Origin of the sequence: Vibrio pomeroyi, from assembly GCF_024347595.1 — a bacterium.
Classification (GTDB): Bacteria; Pseudomonadota; Gammaproteobacteria; order Enterobacterales; family Vibrionaceae; genus Vibrio; species Vibrio pomeroyi.
Window position 1 is genome coordinate 1 of the sequence record NZ_AP025506.1, and the last position, 20576, is coordinate 20576.

17 protein-coding genes and 1 riboswitch are annotated in these 20576 nt (G+C 45.9%); of the genes, 9 read left to right on the forward strand and 8 right to left on the reverse strand.

All coding sequences use genetic code 11. From position 1 onward, the window contains the following. The 4 genes from dnaA to gyrB all read left to right on the forward strand — a co-directional run bounded on the left by dnaA (nt 1) and on the right by gyrB (nt 6200). Nucleotides 1–1422 (forward strand): chromosomal replication initiator protein DnaA, encoded by a 1422-nt coding sequence (dnaA, locus tag OCV12_RS00005; protein WP_017632661.1) that lies wholly within the window; start codon nt 1–3, stop codon nt 1420–1422. A gap of 80 nt (nt 1423–1502) precedes the next feature. Then, nucleotides 1503–2603 carry a DNA polymerase III subunit beta gene (dnaN, locus tag OCV12_RS00010; RefSeq protein WP_017632662.1) on the forward strand — a complete coding sequence of 367 codons (1101 nt, stop codon included), beginning with the start codon at nt 1503–1505 and terminating at the stop codon, nt 2601–2603. An 82-nt stretch (nt 2604–2685) separates the two neighbouring features. Beyond that, nucleotides 2686–3765, forward strand: coding sequence for a DNA replication/repair protein RecF (gene recF / locus OCV12_RS00015; RefSeq protein ID WP_017632663.1), 1080 nt, complete (start codon nt 2686–2688; stop codon nt 3763–3765). 17 nt (nt 3766–3782) lie between these two features. Further along, nucleotides 3783–6200, forward strand: a complete 2418-nt coding sequence (gene gyrB / locus OCV12_RS00020; protein ID WP_261885057.1) for a DNA topoisomerase (ATP-hydrolyzing) subunit B — start codon at nt 3783–3785, stop codon at nt 6198–6200. A 60-nt stretch (nt 6201–6260) separates the two neighbouring features. Here the strand turns inward: gyrB and OCV12_RS00025 are convergent, their stop codons facing one another. Beyond that, entirely contained in the window at nt 6261–7187 is a 927-nt protein-coding gene (locus tag OCV12_RS00025) for a patatin-like phospholipase family protein (RefSeq protein WP_261885058.1), read from the reverse strand. A 423-nt stretch (nt 7188–7610) separates the two neighbouring features. On the opposite strand from OCV12_RS00025, the gene OCV12_RS00030 reads away from it, so the two are divergent. Then, complete coding sequence (locus OCV12_RS00030; protein ID WP_009848140.1) at nt 7611–8045, forward strand: Hsp20 family protein; 435 nt, start codon at nt 7611–7613, stop codon at nt 8043–8045. Nucleotides 8046–8151: 106 nt separating this feature from the next. Here the strand turns inward: OCV12_RS00030 and OCV12_RS00035 are convergent, their stop codons facing one another. The 4 genes from OCV12_RS00035 to glyQ all read right to left on the reverse strand — a co-directional run bounded on the left by OCV12_RS00035 (nt 8152) and on the right by glyQ (nt 14930). Then, nucleotides 8152–9402 (reverse strand): valine--pyruvate transaminase, encoded by a 1251-nt coding sequence (locus OCV12_RS00035; RefSeq protein WP_261885059.1) that lies wholly within the window; start codon nt 9400–9402, stop codon nt 8152–8154. Between the two features lie 254 nt (nt 9403–9656). Next, nucleotides 9657–11744 (reverse strand): alpha-amylase, encoded by a 2088-nt coding sequence (locus tag OCV12_RS00040; RefSeq protein ID WP_261885060.1) that lies wholly within the window; start codon nt 11742–11744, stop codon nt 9657–9659. Nucleotides 11745–11946: 202 nt separating this feature from the next. Next, nucleotides 11947–14013 carry a glycine--tRNA ligase subunit beta gene (glyS, locus tag OCV12_RS00045; protein ID WP_086712378.1) on the reverse strand — a complete coding sequence of 689 codons (2067 nt, stop codon included), beginning with the start codon at nt 14011–14013 and terminating at the stop codon, nt 11947–11949. Between the two features lie 2 nt (nt 14014–14015). After that, nucleotides 14016–14930, reverse strand: a complete 915-nt coding sequence (gene glyQ / locus OCV12_RS00050; RefSeq protein WP_017632669.1) for a glycine--tRNA ligase subunit alpha — start codon at nt 14928–14930, stop codon at nt 14016–14018. A gap of 210 nt (nt 14931–15140) precedes the next feature. Then, nucleotides 15141–15316, forward strand: a riboswitch (yybP-ykoY riboswitch). 34 nt (nt 15317–15350) lie between these two features. Between glyQ and OCV12_RS00055 the strand changes: the two genes are divergently transcribed. After that, entirely contained in the window at nt 15351–15905 is a 555-nt protein-coding gene (locus OCV12_RS00055; protein ID WP_176680661.1) for a TMEM165/GDT1 family protein, read from the forward strand. A gap of 151 nt (nt 15906–16056) precedes the next feature. After that, nucleotides 16057–16311, forward strand: coding sequence for a hypothetical protein (locus tag OCV12_RS00060; RefSeq protein ID WP_017632671.1), 255 nt, complete (start codon nt 16057–16059; stop codon nt 16309–16311). Between the two features lie 81 nt (nt 16312–16392). Here OCV12_RS00060 and tusA read toward each other — a convergent pair whose 3' ends face one another. Further along, nucleotides 16393–16644 carry a sulfurtransferase TusA gene (tusA, locus tag OCV12_RS00065; RefSeq protein WP_261885061.1) on the reverse strand — a complete coding sequence of 84 codons (252 nt, stop codon included), beginning with the start codon at nt 16642–16644 and terminating at the stop codon, nt 16393–16395. A gap of 149 nt (nt 16645–16793) precedes the next feature. Between tusA and OCV12_RS00070 the strand changes: the two genes are divergently transcribed. Beyond that, complete coding sequence (locus tag OCV12_RS00070; protein ID WP_004739241.1) at nt 16794–16979, forward strand: hypothetical protein; 186 nt, start codon at nt 16794–16796, stop codon at nt 16977–16979. A 156-nt stretch (nt 16980–17135) separates the two neighbouring features. Then, complete coding sequence (locus OCV12_RS00075; protein ID WP_176680662.1) at nt 17136–18077, forward strand: LysR family transcriptional regulator; 942 nt, start codon at nt 17136–17138, stop codon at nt 18075–18077. Between the two features lie 86 nt (nt 18078–18163). Here OCV12_RS00075 and acuI read toward each other — a convergent pair whose 3' ends face one another. Both acuI and fadA read right to left on the reverse strand, forming a co-directional pair. Continuing rightward, nucleotides 18164–19144 carry an acrylyl-CoA reductase (NADPH) gene (acuI, locus tag OCV12_RS00080; protein WP_261885062.1) on the reverse strand — a complete coding sequence of 327 codons (981 nt, stop codon included), beginning with the start codon at nt 19142–19144 and terminating at the stop codon, nt 18164–18166. Nucleotides 19145–19386: 242 nt separating this feature from the next. Continuing rightward, nucleotides 19387–20550 carry an acetyl-CoA C-acyltransferase FadA gene (fadA, locus tag OCV12_RS00085; protein ID WP_261885063.1) on the reverse strand — a complete coding sequence of 388 codons (1164 nt, stop codon included), beginning with the start codon at nt 20548–20550 and terminating at the stop codon, nt 19387–19389. Nucleotides 20551–20576 lie beyond the last annotated feature (26 nt).

The window sequence follows — 20576 nt, forward strand, 5'->3', positions numbered from 1 at the left end:
GTGTCATCTTCGCTTTGGTTGCAGTGTTTGCAACAGCTTCAAGAAGAGTTACCAGCTACAGAATTCAGTATGTGGGTTCGTCCGTTACAAGCGGAGCTCAATGACAATACTCTAACTCTATTTGCTCCGAACCGATTCGTACTCGATTGGGTTCGTGATAAGTACTTAAATAGCATCAACCGCTTGCTGCAAGAATATTGCGGCAATGATATCCCGCATCTGCATTTTGAAGTGGGAAGCAAGCGCGTGGTTGCACCAAAGCCAGCGACACCAGCACCGACTCGTACACGTACGGCAGCCGATGTGGCCGCTGAGTCATCTGCTCCTGCACAATTACAAGCTCGTAAGCCTGTTCACAACACGTGGCGTGATGAAGAGCCTGTAGCCGTGGACATTAACCACCGTTCAAACGTGAACCCTAAGCATAAGTTCAATAACTTTGTTGAGGGTAAGTCGAACCAACTGGGTTTGGCTGCGGCACGTCAGGTGGCGGATAACCCAGGCGCGGCGTACAACCCTCTATTTCTATACGGTGGCACCGGTCTAGGCAAAACTCACTTGTTGCACGCCGTAGGCAACGCCATTGTTGATGGCAAACCAAATGCGAAAGTGGTGTACATGCACTCTGAGCGTTTTGTTCAGGATATGGTAAAGGCACTGCAAAATAACGCGATCGAAGAATTCAAACGCTACTACCGTAGTGTTGATGCATTGCTTATCGATGACATCCAATTCTTTGCTAATAAAGAGCGTTCGCAAGAAGAGTTCTTCCATACCTTTAATGCGCTGCTTGAAGGCAACCAACAGATCATCCTAACTTCTGACCGTTATCCAAAAGAGATCAACGGCGTAGAAGATCGTCTTAAATCTCGCTTCGGTTGGGGTTTGACGGTAGCGATTGAGCCACCAGAGCTTGAGACGCGTGTTGCGATCTTAATGAAGAAAGCAGAAGACCACCAAATTCACCTTGCGGATGAAGTGGCGTTCTTTATTGCTAAGCGACTACGCTCTAACGTTCGTGAGCTTGAAGGCGCATTGAACCGTGTGATTGCGAATGCAAACTTCACAGGTCGCCCGATCACGATCGATTTCGTACGTGAGGCACTGCGTGACCTTCTTGCACTACAAGAGAAGCTGGTCACCATTGATAACATTCAAAAGACAGTGGCTGAGTACTACAAAATCAAAGTAGCCGATCTGCTGTCTAAACGTCGTTCTCGTTCTGTTGCTCGTCCACGTCAATTGGCGATGGCACTGGCGAAAGAGCTGACTAACCACAGCTTGCCTGAGATTGGTGATGCATTCGGTGGTCGTGACCATACGACCGTACTGCACGCTTGTCGTAAGATTGCGCAGCTACGTGAAGAGAGCCACGACATTAAAGAAGATTATTCGAACTTGATTCGTACCCTTTCTTCTTAATACACAGTATTCTTAACCTTAATAAGCAGAATCTTGGCCACGCACTATGATGCGTGCCATTTAGACCGTAAGAGCAAGATATGAAATTTACCATTGAACGTAGTCATCTGATTAAGCCATTACAACAAGTGTCTGGCGCGCTAGGTGGCAGGCCAACGCTTCCAATTCTAGGGAACCTACTGATTAAAGTAGAAGATAACGTGTTGTCGATGACAGCAACAGATCTAGAAGTTGAACTGATCAGCCGTGTAACGCTTGAAGGTGATTTCGAAGCGGGCAGCATCACGGTGCCTTCTCGTAAATTCCTAGATATCTGTCGTGGTTTACCTGATAGCTCAGTGATCACTGTGGTATTGGACGGCGACCGCGTTCAAGTTCGCTCTGGTCGTAGCCGTTTCTCATTGGCAACCTTGCCAGCGGCAGATTTCCCAAATATTGAAGACTGGAGCAGTGAAGTTGAAGTGTCAGTGACACAAGCTGAACTACGCGGTCTTATCGAGAAAACTCAATTCTCAATGGCGAACCAAGACGTTCGTTATTACCTCAACGGTATGTTATTTGAGATTGAAGGCTCTATCCTGCGCAGCGTGGCGACCGATGGCCACCGTATGGCGGTATCTCAAGCACAGCTAGGTGCAGATTTTGCTCAAAAGCAGATCATTGTTCCTCGTAAGGGTGTTCAAGAGCTAGTGAAGCTATTGGATGCCCCAGAACAGCCAGTAACGCTGCAAATTGGTAACTCAAACGTACGTGCTGAAGTGAACAACTATGTCTTCACTTCTAAGCTAGTTGATGGTCGTTTCCCTGATTATCGACGCGTAATGCCGCAAAATACCACTAAAACGCTAGAAGCGGGTTGTGACGAATTACGCTCTGCGTTCTCTCGAGCTGCAATTCTTTCGAATGAAAAATTCCGTGGTGTTCGCGTTAACCTTGCAGATAGCGAGATGCGTATTACCGCGAACAACCCAGAGCAAGAAGAAGCGGAAGAGATGCTAGACGTTACCTTTGACGGTGATGCGCTAGAGATTGGCTTCAACGTAAGCTACGTATTGGATGTTCTGAACACACTGCGTTGCGAACAAGTTCGTATCTCAATGTCAGACGCGAATGCGAGTGCTTTGATTGAAAATGCACAGGATGACAGCGCAATGTACGTTGTTATGCCAATTCGCTTATAAGCGTTGTTTGTGAACCAACCATGTTTACTGATCAACAACGTTTACCTACCGAGTCGTGATTGAAGATTAATATGAAGACGTTATGCCTTTATCGCGCTTAATCGTTAAGCAGTTTAGAAATATTGAAGCCTGTGACATTCAACCGTCATCAGGCTTTAACTTTCTTATAGGGGCTAACGGAAGCGGCAAAACCAGTGTCCTTGAAGCGGTGTATCTGCTCGGACACGGCCGCTCATTCAAGAGTTCGCTAACCGGTCGTATCATACAAAACGAGTGTAGTGAGCTGTTTGTACATGGCCGTTTTATGACCTCGGATCAATTTGAGCTGCCAATTGGCATTAATAAGCAGCGCGATGGCACGACAGAGGTTAAAATAAGCGGTCAAACTGGGCAAAAGTTGGCTCAGTTAGCTCAAGTCTTACCTTTGCAGTTGATTCACCCGGAAGGGTTTGATTTACTGACAGATGGACCTAAGCATCGCCGAGCATTCATTGATTGGGGAGTCTTCCACAGTGAGTCGGGTTTTTATGATGCTTGGGGTAGGGTAAAGCGCCTCAATAAACAGCGAAACGCATTATTGAAAACGGCAACCCACTATCGAGAGCTGAGCTATTGGGATCAAGAACTGGCCCGTTTAGCTGAAAGCATCAGTCAGTGGCGTGCCACCTACGTTGATCAGCTTAAAGAAGTCGCCGAAGAAATCTGTGCGACCTTCCTACCTGAATTTGAGATAAAGATTAACTACTATCGCGGCTGGGATAAAGACACCCCATACGCCGAGATATTAGAAAAGAATTTTGAAAGGGATCAGCAGCTTGGTTACACCTTTAGTGGACCAAACAAAGCGGATCTAAAGATAAAAGTGAACGGCACTCCTGTGGAAGATGTCTTGTCACGAGGTCAATTGAAGTTGATGGTGTGTGCATTGCGAGTAGCACAAGGGCAACACCTCACTCAAATGACAGGAAAGCAGTGTATCTATTTAATAGATGACTTCGCTTCCGAATTAGATAGCCAACGCCGCGCACGTCTTGCTGAGTGTTTAAAGGCGACCGAGGCTCAAGTTTTTGTAAGCTCTATTACCGCTGATCAGATTGCAGATATGCATGATGAAAATAGCAGGATGTTTCATGTGGAACATGGCAAAATAGAGCAAGGATAATTAGTCAGAGAGTAACTATGTCAGATAATTACGATTCATCGAGTATTAAAGTACTGAAGGGTCTGGATGCGGTTCGTAAGCGTCCTGGAATGTACATTGGCGACACGGATGATGGTACCGGTCTGCACCACATGGTCTTCGAGGTAGTAGATAACTCTATTGATGAAGCACTTGCTGGTCACTGTAATGACATCATTGTTACTATCCATGAAGACAATTCAGTATCGGTACGCGATGACGGCCGTGGTATTCCAACTGAACTACACCCAGAAGAGCAAGTGTCTGCTGCAGAAGTAATCATGACGGTTCTTCACGCTGGTGGTAAGTTCGATGATAACTCATACAAGGTATCAGGTGGCTTGCACGGTGTTGGTGTTTCAGTAGTAAACGCACTGTCTAAGCAGGTTACTCTTACTATCCACCGCGGTGGTAAAATCCATACTCAAACGTATCACCATGGTGAGCCGCAAGCTCCTCTTGCTGCTATCGGCGATACAGATAAAACCGGTACAGAGATTCGTTTCTGGCCAAGTGAAGATACATTCTCAAATGTACTTTTCCACTACGATATTCTTGCTAAGCGTCTACGTGAACTGTCGTTCCTAAACTCTGGCGTATCTATCAAGCTAATTGATGAGCGTGAAGAAGATAAATCGGATCACTTCATGTTTGAAGGCGGTATTCAGGCGTTCGTTGATCACCTAAACACCAACAAGACACCGATCATCCAAAAAATCTTCCACTTCGACCACGAACGTGAAGATGGCATCACTGTAGAAGTAGCGATGCAGTGGAATGATGGTTACCAAGAAAACATCTACTGTTTCACAAATAACATTCCTCAACGTGATGGTGGTACTCACCTTGCTGGTTTCCGTGCTGCGCTTACGCGTACTCTGAACAGCTTCATGGACAAGGAAGGCTTCTCTAAGAAAGCGAAGACTGCGACTTCAGGTGATGATGCTCGTGAAGGTCTAACCGCTGTAATCTCAGTGAAAGTGCCAGATCCTAAGTTCTCAAGCCAAACTAAAGACAAACTGGTTTCTTCTGAAGTGAAGTCTGCGGTTGAGCAAGCGATGGGTGAGAAACTGTCTGAGTTCCTAATTGAGAACCCGGGCGAAGCTAAGATTGTTTGTTCTAAGATTATCGATGCAGCACGTGCTCGTGATGCAGCTCGTAAAGCGCGTGAAATGACTCGTCGTAAAGGCGCTTTAGACCTAGCTGGCCTACCAGGTAAGCTTGCTGACTGTCAGGAAAAAGATCCTGCTCTGTCTGAACTATACATTGTGGAAGGGGACTCTGCTGGCGGATCAGCTAAGCAGGGGCGTAACCGTAAGAACCAAGCTATTCTTCCACTTAAAGGTAAGATCCTAAACGTAGAGAAAGCACGTTTCGACAAGATGCTTTCTTCACAAGAAGTTGCAACGCTAATCACAGCACTTGGTTGTGGTATCGGCCGCGACGAATACAACCCAGACAAACTGCGTTACCACAACATCATCATCATGACCGATGCCGATGTCGATGGTTCGCACATTCGTACGCTACTGTTGACCTTCTTCTACCGTCAAATGCCAGAGCTAATCGAACGTGGTTACATCTACATCGCTCAGCCACCACTTTACAAAGTGAAGAAAGGTAAGCAAGAGCAGTACATCAAAGATGAAGATGCAATGAACCAGTACCAAGTTTCATTGGCACTAGACAACGCTGCTCTACACGTTAACCCTGATGCACCAGCATTGGCAGGTGAAGCGCTAGAGAAGCTTGTTCAGCAATACAACTCTGGTATCAAACTGGTTGAGCGCATGAGCCGCCGTTACCCACATGCACTGATGCATGAAATGATCTACATGCCTCGTCTAACTGCAGAGAAGTGTCACGATGAGTCAGCAGTAGAAACTTGGGGTAAGCAGCTGGTTGAGCAACTAAACGCGAAAGAGGTTGGTGCAAGCCAGTACTCTCTAGAAGTTGAAAAACATGAAGAGCTAGGTCTAAGCCTACCTAAGATTGTGGTTCGTACTCACGGTGTGACACACGAACATGCGCTAAGCATTGAGCTATTCAACTCGAAAGAATACGGCAAGCTAGCAAGCCTAGCAGAAGCACTAGACGGTCTTATCGAAGAAGGCGCTTACATCAAACGTGGTGAGCGTACTCAAGCGGTAACGAACTTCGTTGAAGCTCTGAACTGGTTGGTTAAAGAGTCTCGTCGTGGTCTAAGCCTACAACGATACAAAGGTCTAGGTGAGATGAACCCAGATCAGCTTTGGGAAACCACAATGGATCCTGAAACTCGTCGTATGATGCAAGTAACGATCGAAGATGCGGTTGGCGCTGACCAACTGTTCACGACGCTAATGGGTGACCAAGTTGAACCTCGTCGTAACTTCATCGAAGAGAATGCACTTAAAGTAGCTAACCTTGATGTATAGATCTCTTTAGTAATAAAGAAACTTAAGATTATAAAAGCACTGCCAACTGGCGGTGCTTTTTTATGTCTGTTCAATATGACGGCCTGCCGTGGCGAGGAAGTACTTTCCAGATAAAAGTCCTACCTCGTAGTCATGTTCAAGTGCATGTTTAGAGCTTCCGAGCAATGTTGAGTACAGCGCTTTGTTTGGATGAATCTCATAAATGGTTGCGTCTTCAGGAGGGTTACTCAGAAAGTCTTGAGTCGCACGGTAATGCGCTTCGTGCTTGATTAGCAGATCAATCATCGCTTTGGCTTTTGTTTTCCCTAATAACTTACTGTATTTGCACATCCAGCGGTGATCAAAAGACGTTGAAATGGGTACAGTTCGAATCACGACTATATGTTTATAACCCCGGTTATAGGCTTCTTGCGCGGGTATTGGGGCGGCAATACTGCCATCAAGCCACTCTTCATCATTCGCTTGAATAGTCTTTGAACTGATAAAAGGAATGGCACATGAGGCTTTGAGTGCGTCCTGCCAAGCGTGTGAGTCTAAGTCAAAATAGGTTGGCTCATGGTGAGTTGCGTGGGATGCACAAGCAAGTACCTTACAATTCTTCATATTGTTATGACCTAACTGCCAGTTGAGCGGTAAGCTTGTTTCGGTTTGCTCAAGCAACCAATCAAGGTCTAGCCCTTTCTTTTTCAGTAAAAACTTATAAGTATCGAAGAACTTAGGGCTGACTGTTGCTTCTGTGATGACGCGATACGCATGTCGATGTTGACCACATATATAGGATGCTAGATTTAGAGAGCCCGCTGATGTACCAATCATCAGTGAAAACGGATTAAAGCTTTGCTCAAGAAAGGCATCTAATACGCCCGCTGTAAAAATGCCACGTTGGCCGCCACCTTCTGTTACCAGAGCCACTTTATCGATGTGGATATCGAGGTGTGCTAAGGCATCGTAAGAGTGAAGTGCGTAAGATATATGTGTAGAAGGCATTAGGATTACCACCAAAAACGATAAAAAAGGACTCAACTCGATTAGGGTATGACCAATGATAGTTAATTAAAATTAAGTAATATTTATATTGCGTTTGGTTTTTCTTAACCAAAAAATTGAAGATCGCCGCTTGAAAAGCACTTTGTGGCACCATATATCTATTTATGAAGAGGATGACTGTCTTGCTCTACAAGAGAAGAAACAGAACCTTCATTACCGCTGACGAAGTATCGCTCAATAGAGGATAACTTTCGCGTCACACAACTTAAAAATTGATTCATTGTCATGTCCCAGTGTTGTCGCCAATAGAGGTGAAACCCGAGGAATGCGAATTGAATCTCTTAGCTGTTTACTGGGTCACACACAGGTTCGATCTAAGTAAAATTCACGGCTAAGACTATTGCTTACTAAAAGGATAGCATTATGAGAACTGTAGATTTCACTCCACTTTACCGCAACGCAATCGGCTTCGATCGTCTATTCAACATGATGGAAGCGAACACATCGAAGAACTCTTCTGGCGGTTACCCTCCATACAACATCGAGCAAAAAGACGAGAACAACTACCGTATTACTATGGCCGTTGCTGGTTTTGCTGATGACCAATTAGATCTTACTCAGAAAGAGAACATGCTAATTGTTAAAGGTGAGCGTAAAGCAGAAGCAGAGAAAACCTTCGTATACCAAGGTATCGCAGAGCGTGATTTCGAACGTAAATTCCAACTGGCAGACTACGTAAAAGTGGTGGGCGCAAGCATGGAAAATGGTCTTCTTCACATCGACCTAGAACGCGAAATCCCAGAAGCGATGCAACCACGTAAGATTGCTATTAATGGTAATAGCCTACTAGAAGGTTAACTATTGTTAGCTCTTTAGAGCTAAAAATTATCGGGAAGTAAAAGTGAAAGAGCACCTAATGAGGTGCTCTTTTAGTATTTGGTCTACGGTAAGCTAAAAGCTCTGATTACTGCTCTGAGTAAGCCTTTTTCACTTCTTCAGCAATGATTGCAATACCTTTTTGCATCGCTTCATCGTCTTGTACGTAGTTCATACGCAAGCACTGGTGAGCATGATCCCACTCATCTTCTTGGCCGATAAAGAAGTATTCACCAGGAACAATCAATACGCCGCGAGCTTTCAATCTGTCATACAGCTCCATTGTCGTGATAGGCAGTTCATCAAACCATAGCCATAAGAAGATAGCGCCTTCAGGTTTGTGGATACGAAAACGTGGGTCGTCGATAGCGTCTTGCAGCAGTTCAACAGCGCGCAAAGACTTCTCTTTATAGAAAGGCTTAATCACTTCGCTGCTTAAACGTAATAGATCACCGCTCTCAATCATGTGGTTGGCAATAGCAGGGCCCACACTGCTTGGCGCTAAGCTGATAATGCCATTCATGTTAGTCAGTGCTTGTGTTACTTCTTCGCTCGCAATCACGATACCGCAGCGTACACCTGGCAAACCAAGCTTAGACAGGCTCATGCACAGAATCGTATTTTCATTCCAGAACGGTTCTACATCTTCAAAGATGATGTTTGGAAATGGTAGGCCGTAAGCGTTATCGATCAGTAGTGGGATGTTGTTCTCACGTGCGAGTTTGTCCAACTTACGCACTTCCTCATCGGTCAGTACGTTACCCGTAGGGTTGGTTGGGCGAGAAGCACAAATAGCGGCTACTGAGTCATCAACCTTTAGTTGTTCAAAGTCGACGTGGTATTTGAACTGACGGTTTTCTAGTAGCTCGATCTCTGGGTGGTAAGAGATAAAGATGTCATCATCAATCCCTGCATCACCGTAGCCAATGTATTCAGGAGCGATCGGCAGTAAGATTTTCTTGTGTGAACCGTCTGGTTGTTGACCCGCTAATAGGTTGAATAGGTAAAAGAAGCCGCTTTGACTGCCGTTAGTCAGGCTGATGTTTTTCTCGCTGATGTCCCAGCCATAGGTCTCTTTTAGCATCGCAGCTAATGACTTAATGAAGCTGTCTTTACCTTGCGGACCGTCGTAGTTGGCGAGGGCGGCGATGAGTTCTCCACTGGCGAGCATGTCGGCACTGGCTTGGTTAAAGTAATCGAGCATGGCTGGGATAGCGGCTGGGTTGCCACCACCGAGCATGATAGCGCCTGGAGTGCGCAGGCCATCATTCAAATCATCCATTAAACGAGTGATTCCAGAGTATCGATTAAACTTTTCACCAAACTTAGAGAACTGCATTACTTATTTTACCTAATTCATTGTGATTGCTTGTTATGTGTCAGTAAGGCAGACCTTATGCCTGCCATCAGTGTATTCCTTGAACATACCGCAATGTTTTTGCGACGCATAGCGCCAAATGCTCTAACACGAAAAAAACTTCTATAAAGTTTGGCTAATGAGTGACAGCTTGCTTATTGAACGCACTTTTAGTGATCAAAAAAGGGAAGCCGAAGCTTCCCCTTTGATTAATTTCGTTTGAGAACGATGCGTGTTTACTTCGAACCGGTATACACAACCAACACCTTGTCGTCTTGGTATTGGCGTTCGAAGGCGTAATAGCCTTTGTTGTTGCGGATGATGTGCTTACCTTGCGCGACGGCTGGGTGGCGTTGGCGGAATTGGCCAAGCGCTTGCCAGTGTTCTAGCAACTCTGCACGTTCGCCGGAGATTTGATCCCATGGCATATCTGAGCGAGTGCCTTGCATTGGATCGGAACCTGTTGGGCCAAAGTCACGGGCGATTTCATCACCGTAATAGATCTGTACCGCGCCCGGAGCAAGCATTAATGCATTCGCGGCTTTGGTTTGTTTAGCAAAGTCACTGCCGTGCTGTGTCCAGAATAGCGAGGTGTCGTGAGACGATAGGTAACTCAACACGTTGAACTCGCTGTCATTGTTGATCTTCTCTGCGTAGCGAAGGTAATCAGCATCAAGATCGGATAGGCACTTCAGCGCTTTAGGGGCGACGTCGCTCTGGAATTCAAAGTTGATGATCGAATCAAAACCGTTAGCGAAGTAATCTGATTTCACCACGCTGTGGGCCCATACTTCACCTGTCATCCAAAATGGCATGTCATCCAAGGCTTTATCTGGGTTGTTTTGCTTCCATTCTGCAAGCGCTTGATTGGTGCTCTCCTTCAATTCAGCCCAAGCGTCCAGTTCAACGTGCTTGGCGGTATCAACCCTAAAGCCATCCACACCGTATTCGCGCACCCAATCTGATAGCCAAGTGATCAGATGTTCACGAGGCGTTTTAAGTTCATCGGTCGCGCTGGTGGACTTATTGCGATAGAAGTTCGGTAGCCCGGTGGTTTCTGTCGATTCTGTTTTGAAATCGGGCAGGTGCGCCAAAGACATGGTGAGGTTGTTGTAACCCGGTGAATCATATGCGCCGATATCGCTGCGTAGCCAAGCTTTGCCCCACCATTTTTCCCACGCTTCTTTATCGCTGTATGAGATGTAGTTATTGAAGTAGTGCCAGTTCTGACCTTTAGCGGGTTGCCAGTCTGTCCAGTTTTCGCCAAGTGTTTTCGTTGCTTCTTCATCGGTGAGGTTGAGCTTACCAAAGTCGAACTCTTGCATGTCGGCAAGGGTAGCGTAGCCAGTGTGGTTCATTACCACATCCCACACCACGCGAATACCTTTGCTGTGTGCGGTATCGATGAAGGTTTTCAGCTCGTCTTCGGTACCCATGTTGTCATCAAGCTTAGTCCAATCTTGGTGGTAGTAACCATGGTAGCCATAATGTTTGAAATCACCTCTGTCACCACCGCCAACCCAGCCGTGGATTTGCTCTAACGGAGATGTTATCCAGATGGCGTTAGCGCCGAGTGACTCAATGTAATCGAGCTTCTCGGTTAATCCGGCCAAGTCACCACCGTGGAAGGTGCCGATTTCTTCTTGTCCGTCTTGGCTACGCCCGTAACTGTTGTCGTTGTCAGGGTTACCGTTATGGAAGCGGTCGGTCATCACGAAGTAAACCGTGGCGTTATCCCAACTAAACTCAGTTTTGGTTTCGGGCTCCACCTTTTCTAGCAACAGGACACCTTGGCTATTTTCTGCTGGCTGCATGGTGACGCTGCCATTAGTTACTGTGACTTGTTTGCCTGAAAGAGCATCTCTCACCAAGGTACCATCATCAAAGGTTTGAGCAACGTCGATGGTGGTTGGTTCGTCACTAGGAATCGGACAAGCAAAGCTTTGTACTTGTTGTTGCTTCGGCTTTATCTGAACCGTCAGCTCATTGGTTTGTGGGTTGAGCGTAAACTGATAGGTGTTAGCGCGAAAGACCTTGATATCTAATTCAGACTTCTCGGCGCAGTCGTCTAGGCGAAGGGGTTTATTGAATTTGATGCGGTTTTCTTCAGCCAACGCATAGTTGGTGCCACAGGTATCTTGAGTATCGCTGATAGAGAAGGTATAGCTACCTTTAGCGAGTTCCTGTTCAGCGATAACAGTGCCTTTTCCTGTCGATTCAAATACGACAGTGTTGTTATCAATCGTCAGCAATAAGCTGTCATCACTGGTTTGGCTGCATGCGCTGAGTGCGAGTATTGAAAGCGCGAGTACTGTTTTTTTCATTGTTCCCTTCCCCTGAATAAACAGGTCAGTTATAGCAAACAATGCCCTCTACAGTCTGAGCGCTGATTCATTCAGATAATCAATAACACCTCTACAAACAAATGCTTGGTTCACAAAAACAAAAAGGGAAGCTTTCGCTTCCCTTTGGGTATTTACCTTTGGTTACTCAGAGTATGACTTAGAGCAACTGTCTCACTCGTGCTTATTTTTGCAGTAGAGAGATGTCAGCAATCTGTAGGAACAGGTTACGTAGGTTATTCAGTAGCGTTAGACGGTTCTTCTTAAGCGCTTCGTCATCAGCCATAACCATTACGTTATCGAAGAATGCATCAACCGGTTCACGTAGATCAGCAAGCTTGCTTAGGGCTTCTTGGTAGTTGCCTGTTGCGAATGCTGGTTCTAGTGCTTCCGTCATTACTTCAACGTTTTCAGCCAGTGCTTTCTCTGCGTCTTCTTGAAGAAGCGTTAGGTCGATTTCAGCTGGTAGCTCGCCATCGAATTTCGCAAGGATGTTACCTACACGCTTGTTCGCTGCTGCTAGTGCTTCTGCTGCTTCCAGTTCACGGAAGTGAGAAACCGCTTTAACACGTTGGTCAAAGTCAGCTGGCTTAGTTGGACGACGTGCTAGTACCGCTTGAATGATATCAACGCTGAAACCAGCATCTTGGTACCATGCGCGGAAACGACCTAGCATGAAGTCGATAACGTCAGCTTCTACGTTTTCGTTGGTTAGCTTGTCGCCTAGTAGCTCTTTCGCTTTACCGATCAGATCGGTTAGGTCTAGGTTGTAGCCGTTTTCAACGATGATACGTAGTACACCTAGTGATGCACGACGCAGAGCGAATGGGTCAGAACCTTTTGGTGCTTGGCCAATACCGAAGATACCTACGATAGTGTCTAGCTTGTCTGCCATTGCAACTGCTGAAGAGATACCCGTGCTTGGTAGGTCGTCACCAGCGAAACGAGGCATGTACTGCTCGTAAAGTGCTAGTGCAACTTGCTCGTCTTCACCATCGTGAGTCGCGTAGTGCATGCCCATTACACCTTGTGTATCCGTAAATTCGAATACCATAGATGTCATTAGGTCACACTTAGCCAGTAGGCCTGCGCGCTTAGACTTCTCAACGTCAGCATCGATTTGCTCAGCGATGTAGCCAGCAAGTTCTGTGATGCGGTCTGTTTTGTCCTTGATAGTACCAAGCTGCTTCTGGAAGATAGCTTGGTCTAGTTCAGGAAGACGGTCGATCAGAGGACGCTTACGGTCTGTGTTGAAGAAGAACTCAGCATCAGCAAGACGTGGACGTACCACTTTCTCGTTACCTTCGATAACGTGACGAGGCTCTTTAGACTCGATGTTTGATACGAAGATAAAGTTAGGAAGTAGCTTCTTGTTTTCATCGTAAACAGGGAAGTATTTTTGGTCACCTTTCATGGTGTAAACCAAAGCTTCAGAAGGTACTTTTAGGAACTCTTCTTCAAACTTCGCTGTAAGTACTACTGGCCATTCAACCAGAGACGTTACTTCTTCAACAAGGTCATCTTCTAGGTCAGCTTTACCGCCAACCGCTGCTGCCGCTTTTTGAGAGTCAGCAAGGATGATCGCTTTACGTGCTTCGTAATCCGCCATTACTTTACCGCGCTCTTCTAGGATCGCAGGGTATTGGTCAGCAGAATCTATTGTGAACTCTTGTTCGCCCATGAAACGGTGGCCACGGATAGTACGAGCAGATGCTACGCCTAGGATTTCGCCTTCAACAAGCTCATCACCTAGTAGTACTGTCAGTGTTTTTACTGGACGGATAAATTGAATGTCTGAGTTACCCCAGCGCATTGCTTTAGGGATTGGTAGGCCAGCTAGTGCTTTCGCAGCGATGTCCATCACCAATTCTTGAACCGGTTTGCCAGCTACTTCTTGTTTGAAAAGAAGCCACTCGCCTTTGTCTGTTTTCAGACGGTCAGCTTGCTCAACAGTAATACCGTTACCACGAGCCCAACCTTGTGCTGCTTTAGTCGCGTTGCCTTCTGCATCGAATGCTACAGAAACAGCAGGACCACGTTTTTCAACGACTTTGTCCGCTTGGCCTTCAGCCAGTGCTGTTACTTTAAGTGCTAGACGACGAGGTGCTGCGTACCACTTGATGCCTTCGTGAGAAAGCTCAGCCGTTTTAAGACCTGCTTCAAAGTTAGAAGCAAATGCTTCTGCTAGAGAACGAAGTGCTGTTGGTGGAAGCTCTTCCGTACCCAGTTCAATTAGAAAATTCTTCGCCATGATTATTTGTCCTTCTTACACATTGGGAAGCCAAGCGCTTCACGTGACGCGTAGTACGCCTCAGCAACTGATTTAGTCAGGTTGCGGATACGAAGGATGTAACGTTGACGCTCTGTTACAGAGATAGCTTTGCGCGCATCAAGGATGTTGAATGCGTGGCCTGCTTTTAGAATGCGCTCGTAAGCTGGAAGCGGAAGTGGCTTCTCAAGCTCAAGTAGCTCTTTACACTCTTTTTCACACTGATCGAAGAAAGTGAATAGGAAATCTACGTCTGCGTGCTCGAAGTTGTAGGTTGATTGCTCAACTTCGTTTTGGTGGAAGATGTCACCGTAAGTCACGTTAGAACCATCTGGTGCTACGTTCCATACTAGGTCGTAAACAGAATCTACTTCCTGGATGTACATTGCTAGACGCTCGATACCGTAAGTGATTTCGCCAGTTACTGGCTTACACTCAAGGCCGCCAACCTGTTGGAAGTAAGTAAACTGAGTTACTTCCATACCGTTTAGCCATACTTCCCAACCAAGGCCCCATGCACCTAGTGTTGGGTTTTCCCAGTTATCTTCAACGAAGCGAATATCGTGAACAAGTGGGTCAACACCAAGAACCTCTAGTGAGCCTAGGTACAACTCTTGGATATTGTCTGGCGATGGTTTTAGCGCTACTTGGAATTGATAGTAGTGCTGCAGACGGTTAGGGTTTTCACCGTAACGGCCATCAGTAGGACGACGTGAAGGTTGTACGTAAGCTGTAGACATTGGCTCTGGGCCAAGTGCTCGTAGACATGTCATTGGGTGAGAGGTGCCTGCACCTACTTCCATATCTAGAGGTTGAACAATGGTACAACCGTTTTGAGCCCAGTAATCCTGCAGCGCGAGGATCATTCCCTGGAAGGTTTTGATATCGTATTTTTGCATAGTCAGGTTCGCGCGATTCTTTTAAATGAATGAGAAAAATAACCTCTGAGTATACCGAGATATTCGTAAAGCGAGTAGGGGTAATCTTGTTTAATTAGTGGTCTAAAATGTCGTTTAGTGGATTTTTTTGCCTTTAATGTTTGTTTTTCGGCACAAGTGGATATTTTGATAAGTTTGACACTTGTGTTTGACTACGTGGGTGATTAGAATCTCGCGGTCTTTGGGGAGTAGCTTACTTATTCATATCCTATTGAATGAGTTCGTTCGTCAACATAATTGATGCAAAATCATCATGGCGTTCGAGGCAACCACCACCTTGGTGGCGCTTAGCAAGACCTTAGACAAGCATCGTGAACCGGGATGGGGCGCGAGGTTTGTCTTTGGTTAAATATAATAATCTCCATCCCAAATGAGCATGTCGTGAGCGTTTTAGCTATTTCAATTACAACTGTGGCCCTTGCCGAGATCGGAGATAAAACCCAGTTGCTGTCCCTTTTGTTAGCCAGTCGATATCGAAAACCGATACCGATCATTGCTGCTATTTTCTTTGCCACTATCGCCAATCATGCCCTCGCTGCATGGCTCGGTGTAGTGATCGCAGATTACCTGTCTCCAGAAGTTTTAAAGTGGGTGCTGGTGGTCAGCTTCATTGCGATGGCAGGCTGGATTCTGATTCCCGATAAGTTAGACGATGATGAACAGATCTCGAACCGAGGCCCATTTGTCGCCAGTTTTATCGCTTTCTTTATTGCTGAAATTGGTGATAAAACCCAGATAGCGACCTCCATTCTAGGGGCTCAATACGCAGATGCATTAACCTGGGTGATTCTAGGTACGACCATCGGTATGTTGTTGGCGAATGTGCCTGTGGTGATCATCGGTAAATTGTCGGCAGATAAGATGCCGCTTGACCTGATTCGTAAGATCACTGCCTTGTTATTCGTCGGTTTGGCTATTGCTGCGGCGTTCTATTAATCGGTGATGTTGAGGCTAATGATACTCAACCAGTGGAGTAATGTGTTGTAGGTCATACTCTTACAGTATTGTGGGGTTTATCGAGCGAACGGACATATAACTGTCATACTTGTCATGATATTTTAATCTTGTGAGTTAAGAACACGAGGGCATGATTATGTTGACGCGTTATATGGGTATTACTCCACAAAGCCAAAGCTATCTATTTACCTTTGGTTTGGCTCTTACATTACTAGGCATGGTGTTGACGGACATGTGGCTACCAATGGTGGCTGGTGCGATGATCATGACTGCGCTTGCCGTCGAGGCTTGGATTCGGGTGTCGCATATTATTCCTATGCGAAAAGACATTCGATCGCTTCAACATCAGCTTGAGCATCTGCAAAACAGATCAAGAAACGAATAAACAAAAAGCCGCTCGTACTCTGAGTTCTGCAAAGAACATAAGGTACGAGCGGCTTTTTTGATGCTTGATTCTAGGTGGGGCTTACGCCTCCAATCCCTTTCTGATCAAATACTGGTACGGCAAAGTTTCTATCGCTTGGCCTACCAACTGGTGATCCATGAATCGACAAAAGCTCGGGATATCTCGAGTTGTCGAAGGATCGTCAGCTTTTACCAGTAATACATCGCCATCCTGCATGTTTCTAATTGTCTTCCTGACCATCATTACTGGTTCTGGGCAACGCAGGCCTTCAGCTTCTAAAGTATGGGTTGCCAGTTCAGGTTTGAATGTCATGGTTTGTATCTCTATATCTATCTAACGAGTGAATAATACGTCTGCAGAAAAAATATGCAATAAGTGCTTGGCAAACAGAATCATTTCCTATAACTTAGTTAACAAGTTGATAACAACTTGAAGCAAAGGCAACTAGCTAAGGAGTGGCGATGTTGACAGGATTAGATAGATTAACAATTTATTCGGTTCTCTGTTTTATTTCTTTTTGTGCGTTAGTACTACGCTCATCGACAGAGACCTCACTGATGCCTATCTTTGGCATAGTAGCAACAATTATTGGTATTTGGGTTGAGATGCGCCGTTGGCAAGGTGTAGCCGAAGAGCAAGAGCACTAACCCGAGTACAACAAGCAAATTCCGATACGACAACATTCCGACACTATCCCCAAATTTTCTTGGGCTTCCCCGCGTAATTGCGGGATTTTTTTTATCTAAAGCATGCTATAAACAACTTAGTGACTAATGATCATTGTATACAGCTAGGTAAGTGGCGTGGAATTAGAAGACATCTATCGTAGAGACCTGAATTTATTGGTCGCTTTAAAGGTATTGATTGAAGAGGGCAGCGTTAGCCAGGCTGCGATTCGTCTTAATTTAAGTCAGTCGGCAACCAGTCGAGTATTAGGGCGCTTAAGAGAGTTACTCAACGATCCCTTGTTTACGCGTCAAGGTCAGCACCTTATCCCTACCAAAAAAGCACTTGAGATCAGCCAGCGCATTGATCAGCCTTTAGAATCATTCCGTCAGTTACTTAGCCCTAGTGACTTTGATCCTTACTATTGCAGTGAGCGCTTTTTGATTGCGACCACTGACTATGCGATGCAAACCATCTTACCTTATGCACTGCCGAAGATTTATGAGCAAGCGCCGAACATCTCTTTGGAGTTTGCACCGCTGCAGCATGAGCATTTGTTTAAGCAGCTCAGCACCGAGCGTGTTGATATGGCAATTTGCCGCCCAAGTGGTAGCGTCGCACCACTTCATCAAGAGGTGTTAGGGCCAGTGGGCGTGTCGTGCTTGCTATCTAAGAATCACCCTTTGGCTGACAGTTCGTTGAGCCTTGAGGATTATGTGTCTTTACCTCATGCGATGATTGCGATCAGTGATGGTGTTAAGGCTCTGTTGGATAACGCCTTAGCCAATCAACAACCTAGAAAAATGGTACTGCGTGCTTACCACCTTGAAGCCGCATTGGCGATCGTCGATAGAATGCCGCTCGTGATTACGGTACCGGCTGATTTGGCTTACTTAGTTGCAGAGCGATATGACTTGGTCGTTAAACCATTGCCATTTGAATTTATGCCCTTTGATTACTCGCTGATCTGGCACTCACGCTGCGATTCTTCTGCTTCGCAACAGTGGTTAAGAAGAGTGGTCAAAGAGGAGTGTGGTGAGTTGATTCAAAAGCGGATTGCGGACGTAGGTTTGGGCTAGGTTTTGTATTGAATAGCAAATAGAAAAAAGGGCTGATAATGATCAGCCCTTTTGTTTTTTGCGTGTAGCTTTTAGAGTGCTAGCGATTACAGCTTAATAACTACACGACCAGTGATTTGACCGTTAGTGATGTCTTCTGCTGCTTGAATTGCGCCATCTAGAGACACTTCTTTGGTAGCTTGAGCGTAGAAAGATTCTGGTAGTAGTTCAGCTAGTTGTTCCCACGCTTTAATGCGTTTTTCACGAGGGCACATTACAGAGTCCACACCTTGTAGGCGAACGTTGCGCAGAATGAATGGCATTACCGTTGTTGGTAAATCAAAGCCGCCAGCTAGACCACACATTGCTACCGCACCGTTGTAATCAATTTGCGCCAATACTTTAGCAAGTACTTTGCTGCCTACCGTATCGATAGCACCAGCCCACAGTTGTTTCTCTAGTGGTTTTGCTGGTTCTTCTAGTTCTGCACGCTCAACAATGCGTGTAGCGCCTAGTGATTTAAGTAATTCACCGTTTGAAGAAGCTCGGCCAGTAACTGCTGCTACTTTGTAGCCTAGTTGGTTCAGTAGAGTGATAGACACGCTACCTACACCCCCACTTGCACCTGTTACTAGGATTTCACCGTCTTCAGGCTTAATACCAGCATCTACGATAGCTTGCACACAAAGCATCGCAGTGAAGCCAGCTGTACCAATCGCCATTACTTTCTTAGCGTCAAGACCTGCAGGCATTGGCACTAACCAGTCACCGTTTAGGCTTGCTTTCTCAGCCATGCCGCCCCAGTGACCTTCACCAACACCCCAGCCAGTTAGAACAACTTCGTCGCCCGCTTTGTAGCGAGGGTCATCAGATTGTGAAACCACACCAGAAAGGTCGATACCAGGAACCATAGGGAAGTTGCGAACAATGCGCCCTTTACCTGTAATCGCCAAACCATCTTTGTAGTTCAAAGAAGAGTAGCTTACATCGATCTTCACATTACCTTCTGGTAATTGTGACTCTTCAATTTGAGAAACTGATGCGATAGTTTTTTTGTCTTCTTGGTTTAGTACAAGTGCTTTAAACATGATCTGCTCCGTAGGAGGAATATTAGGAAACTGAAGTAACTTTAGTTGAATCATCCGAGAAAAAATAATGAAACATCAACATTGAATCTATGCGTTCTATGCATATATGTCACTGGATGCTTTTCTCTGATTAGACTTGCCGAACGAATCTGTACATGACTTGATAGCCAGATACAAAAAGTGCAGCTATATAAAGATAGCTGCACATAAGATTACCCGACAAGTTTTACAACTAAAGAGCGCTAAGGGCGTTCAAATACCGTTGCAATACCTTGGCCTAAACCAATACACATGGTCGCTAAGCCGTATTTCACGTCTTGTGCTTCCATTAGGTTGATTAGGGTTGTAGAGATACGAGAACCAGAACAACCTAGTGGGTGACCCAGTGCAATTGCACCGCCGTTAAGGTTTACTTTCTCGTCAACCACATCCAGTAGACCTAGATCTTTGGCACACGGTAGAGATTGAGCAGCGAATGCTTCATTTAACTCAACCACACCCATGTCTTCAATCGTTAGGCCAGCACGCTTAAGCGCTTTCTTGGTTGCTGGTACTGGGCCGTAACCCATGATTGAAGGATCACAGCCTGCGATAGCCATAGACTTCACGCGAGCTCGAATCTTAAGGCCAAGCGCGTTGGCCTTCTCTTCACTCATGAGCAGCATTGCTGATGCACCATCAGACAGAGCTGATGACGTGCCTGCTGTTACCGTGCCGTTGGCAGGGTCAAATACAGGGCGCAGCTGAGATAGGCCTTCAACCGTGGTTTCTGGGCGAATCACTTCATCGTAATCCAGAGTAAACAGTGAACCGTCTGCAGCGTGACCCTCTGTCGGTAGAATTTCGTTTTTGAAACGACCTTCAACCGTTGCAGCTTGTGCACGAGCATGTGAACGTGCAGCGAATGCATCTTGGTCTTCACGGCTAATACCATGCAGCTTGCCAAGCATTTCTGCAGTTAGGCCCATCATACCCGCCGCTTTTGCTACGTTCTTTGACATGCCAGGGTGGAAATCAACACCGTGTGTCATCGGTACGTGACCCATGTGTTCCACACCACCAATCAGGCAAATTTCCGCATCTCCAACCATGATTGAGCGTGTTGCATCATGCAGAGCTTGCATAGATGAACCACATAAACGGTTAACTGTGACTGCACCAATCTCAATCGGTAAGCCAGCCAATAGAGCAGCGTTACGTGCAACGTTGAAGCCTTGCTCTAGGGTTTGTTGTACACAGCCCCAGTAGATATCTTCAATTTCTGAAGGGTTAACTTCTGGGTTACGTTCTAAAATGCCTTTCATCAAATGTGCAGACAGATCTTCAGCACGAGTGTGACGGTAAGCTCCACCTTTGGAACGTCCCATTGGGGTGCGAAGGCAATCAACAACAACTACATTATTCATTTTGCTATTCCTTTTCCAAATGTGGG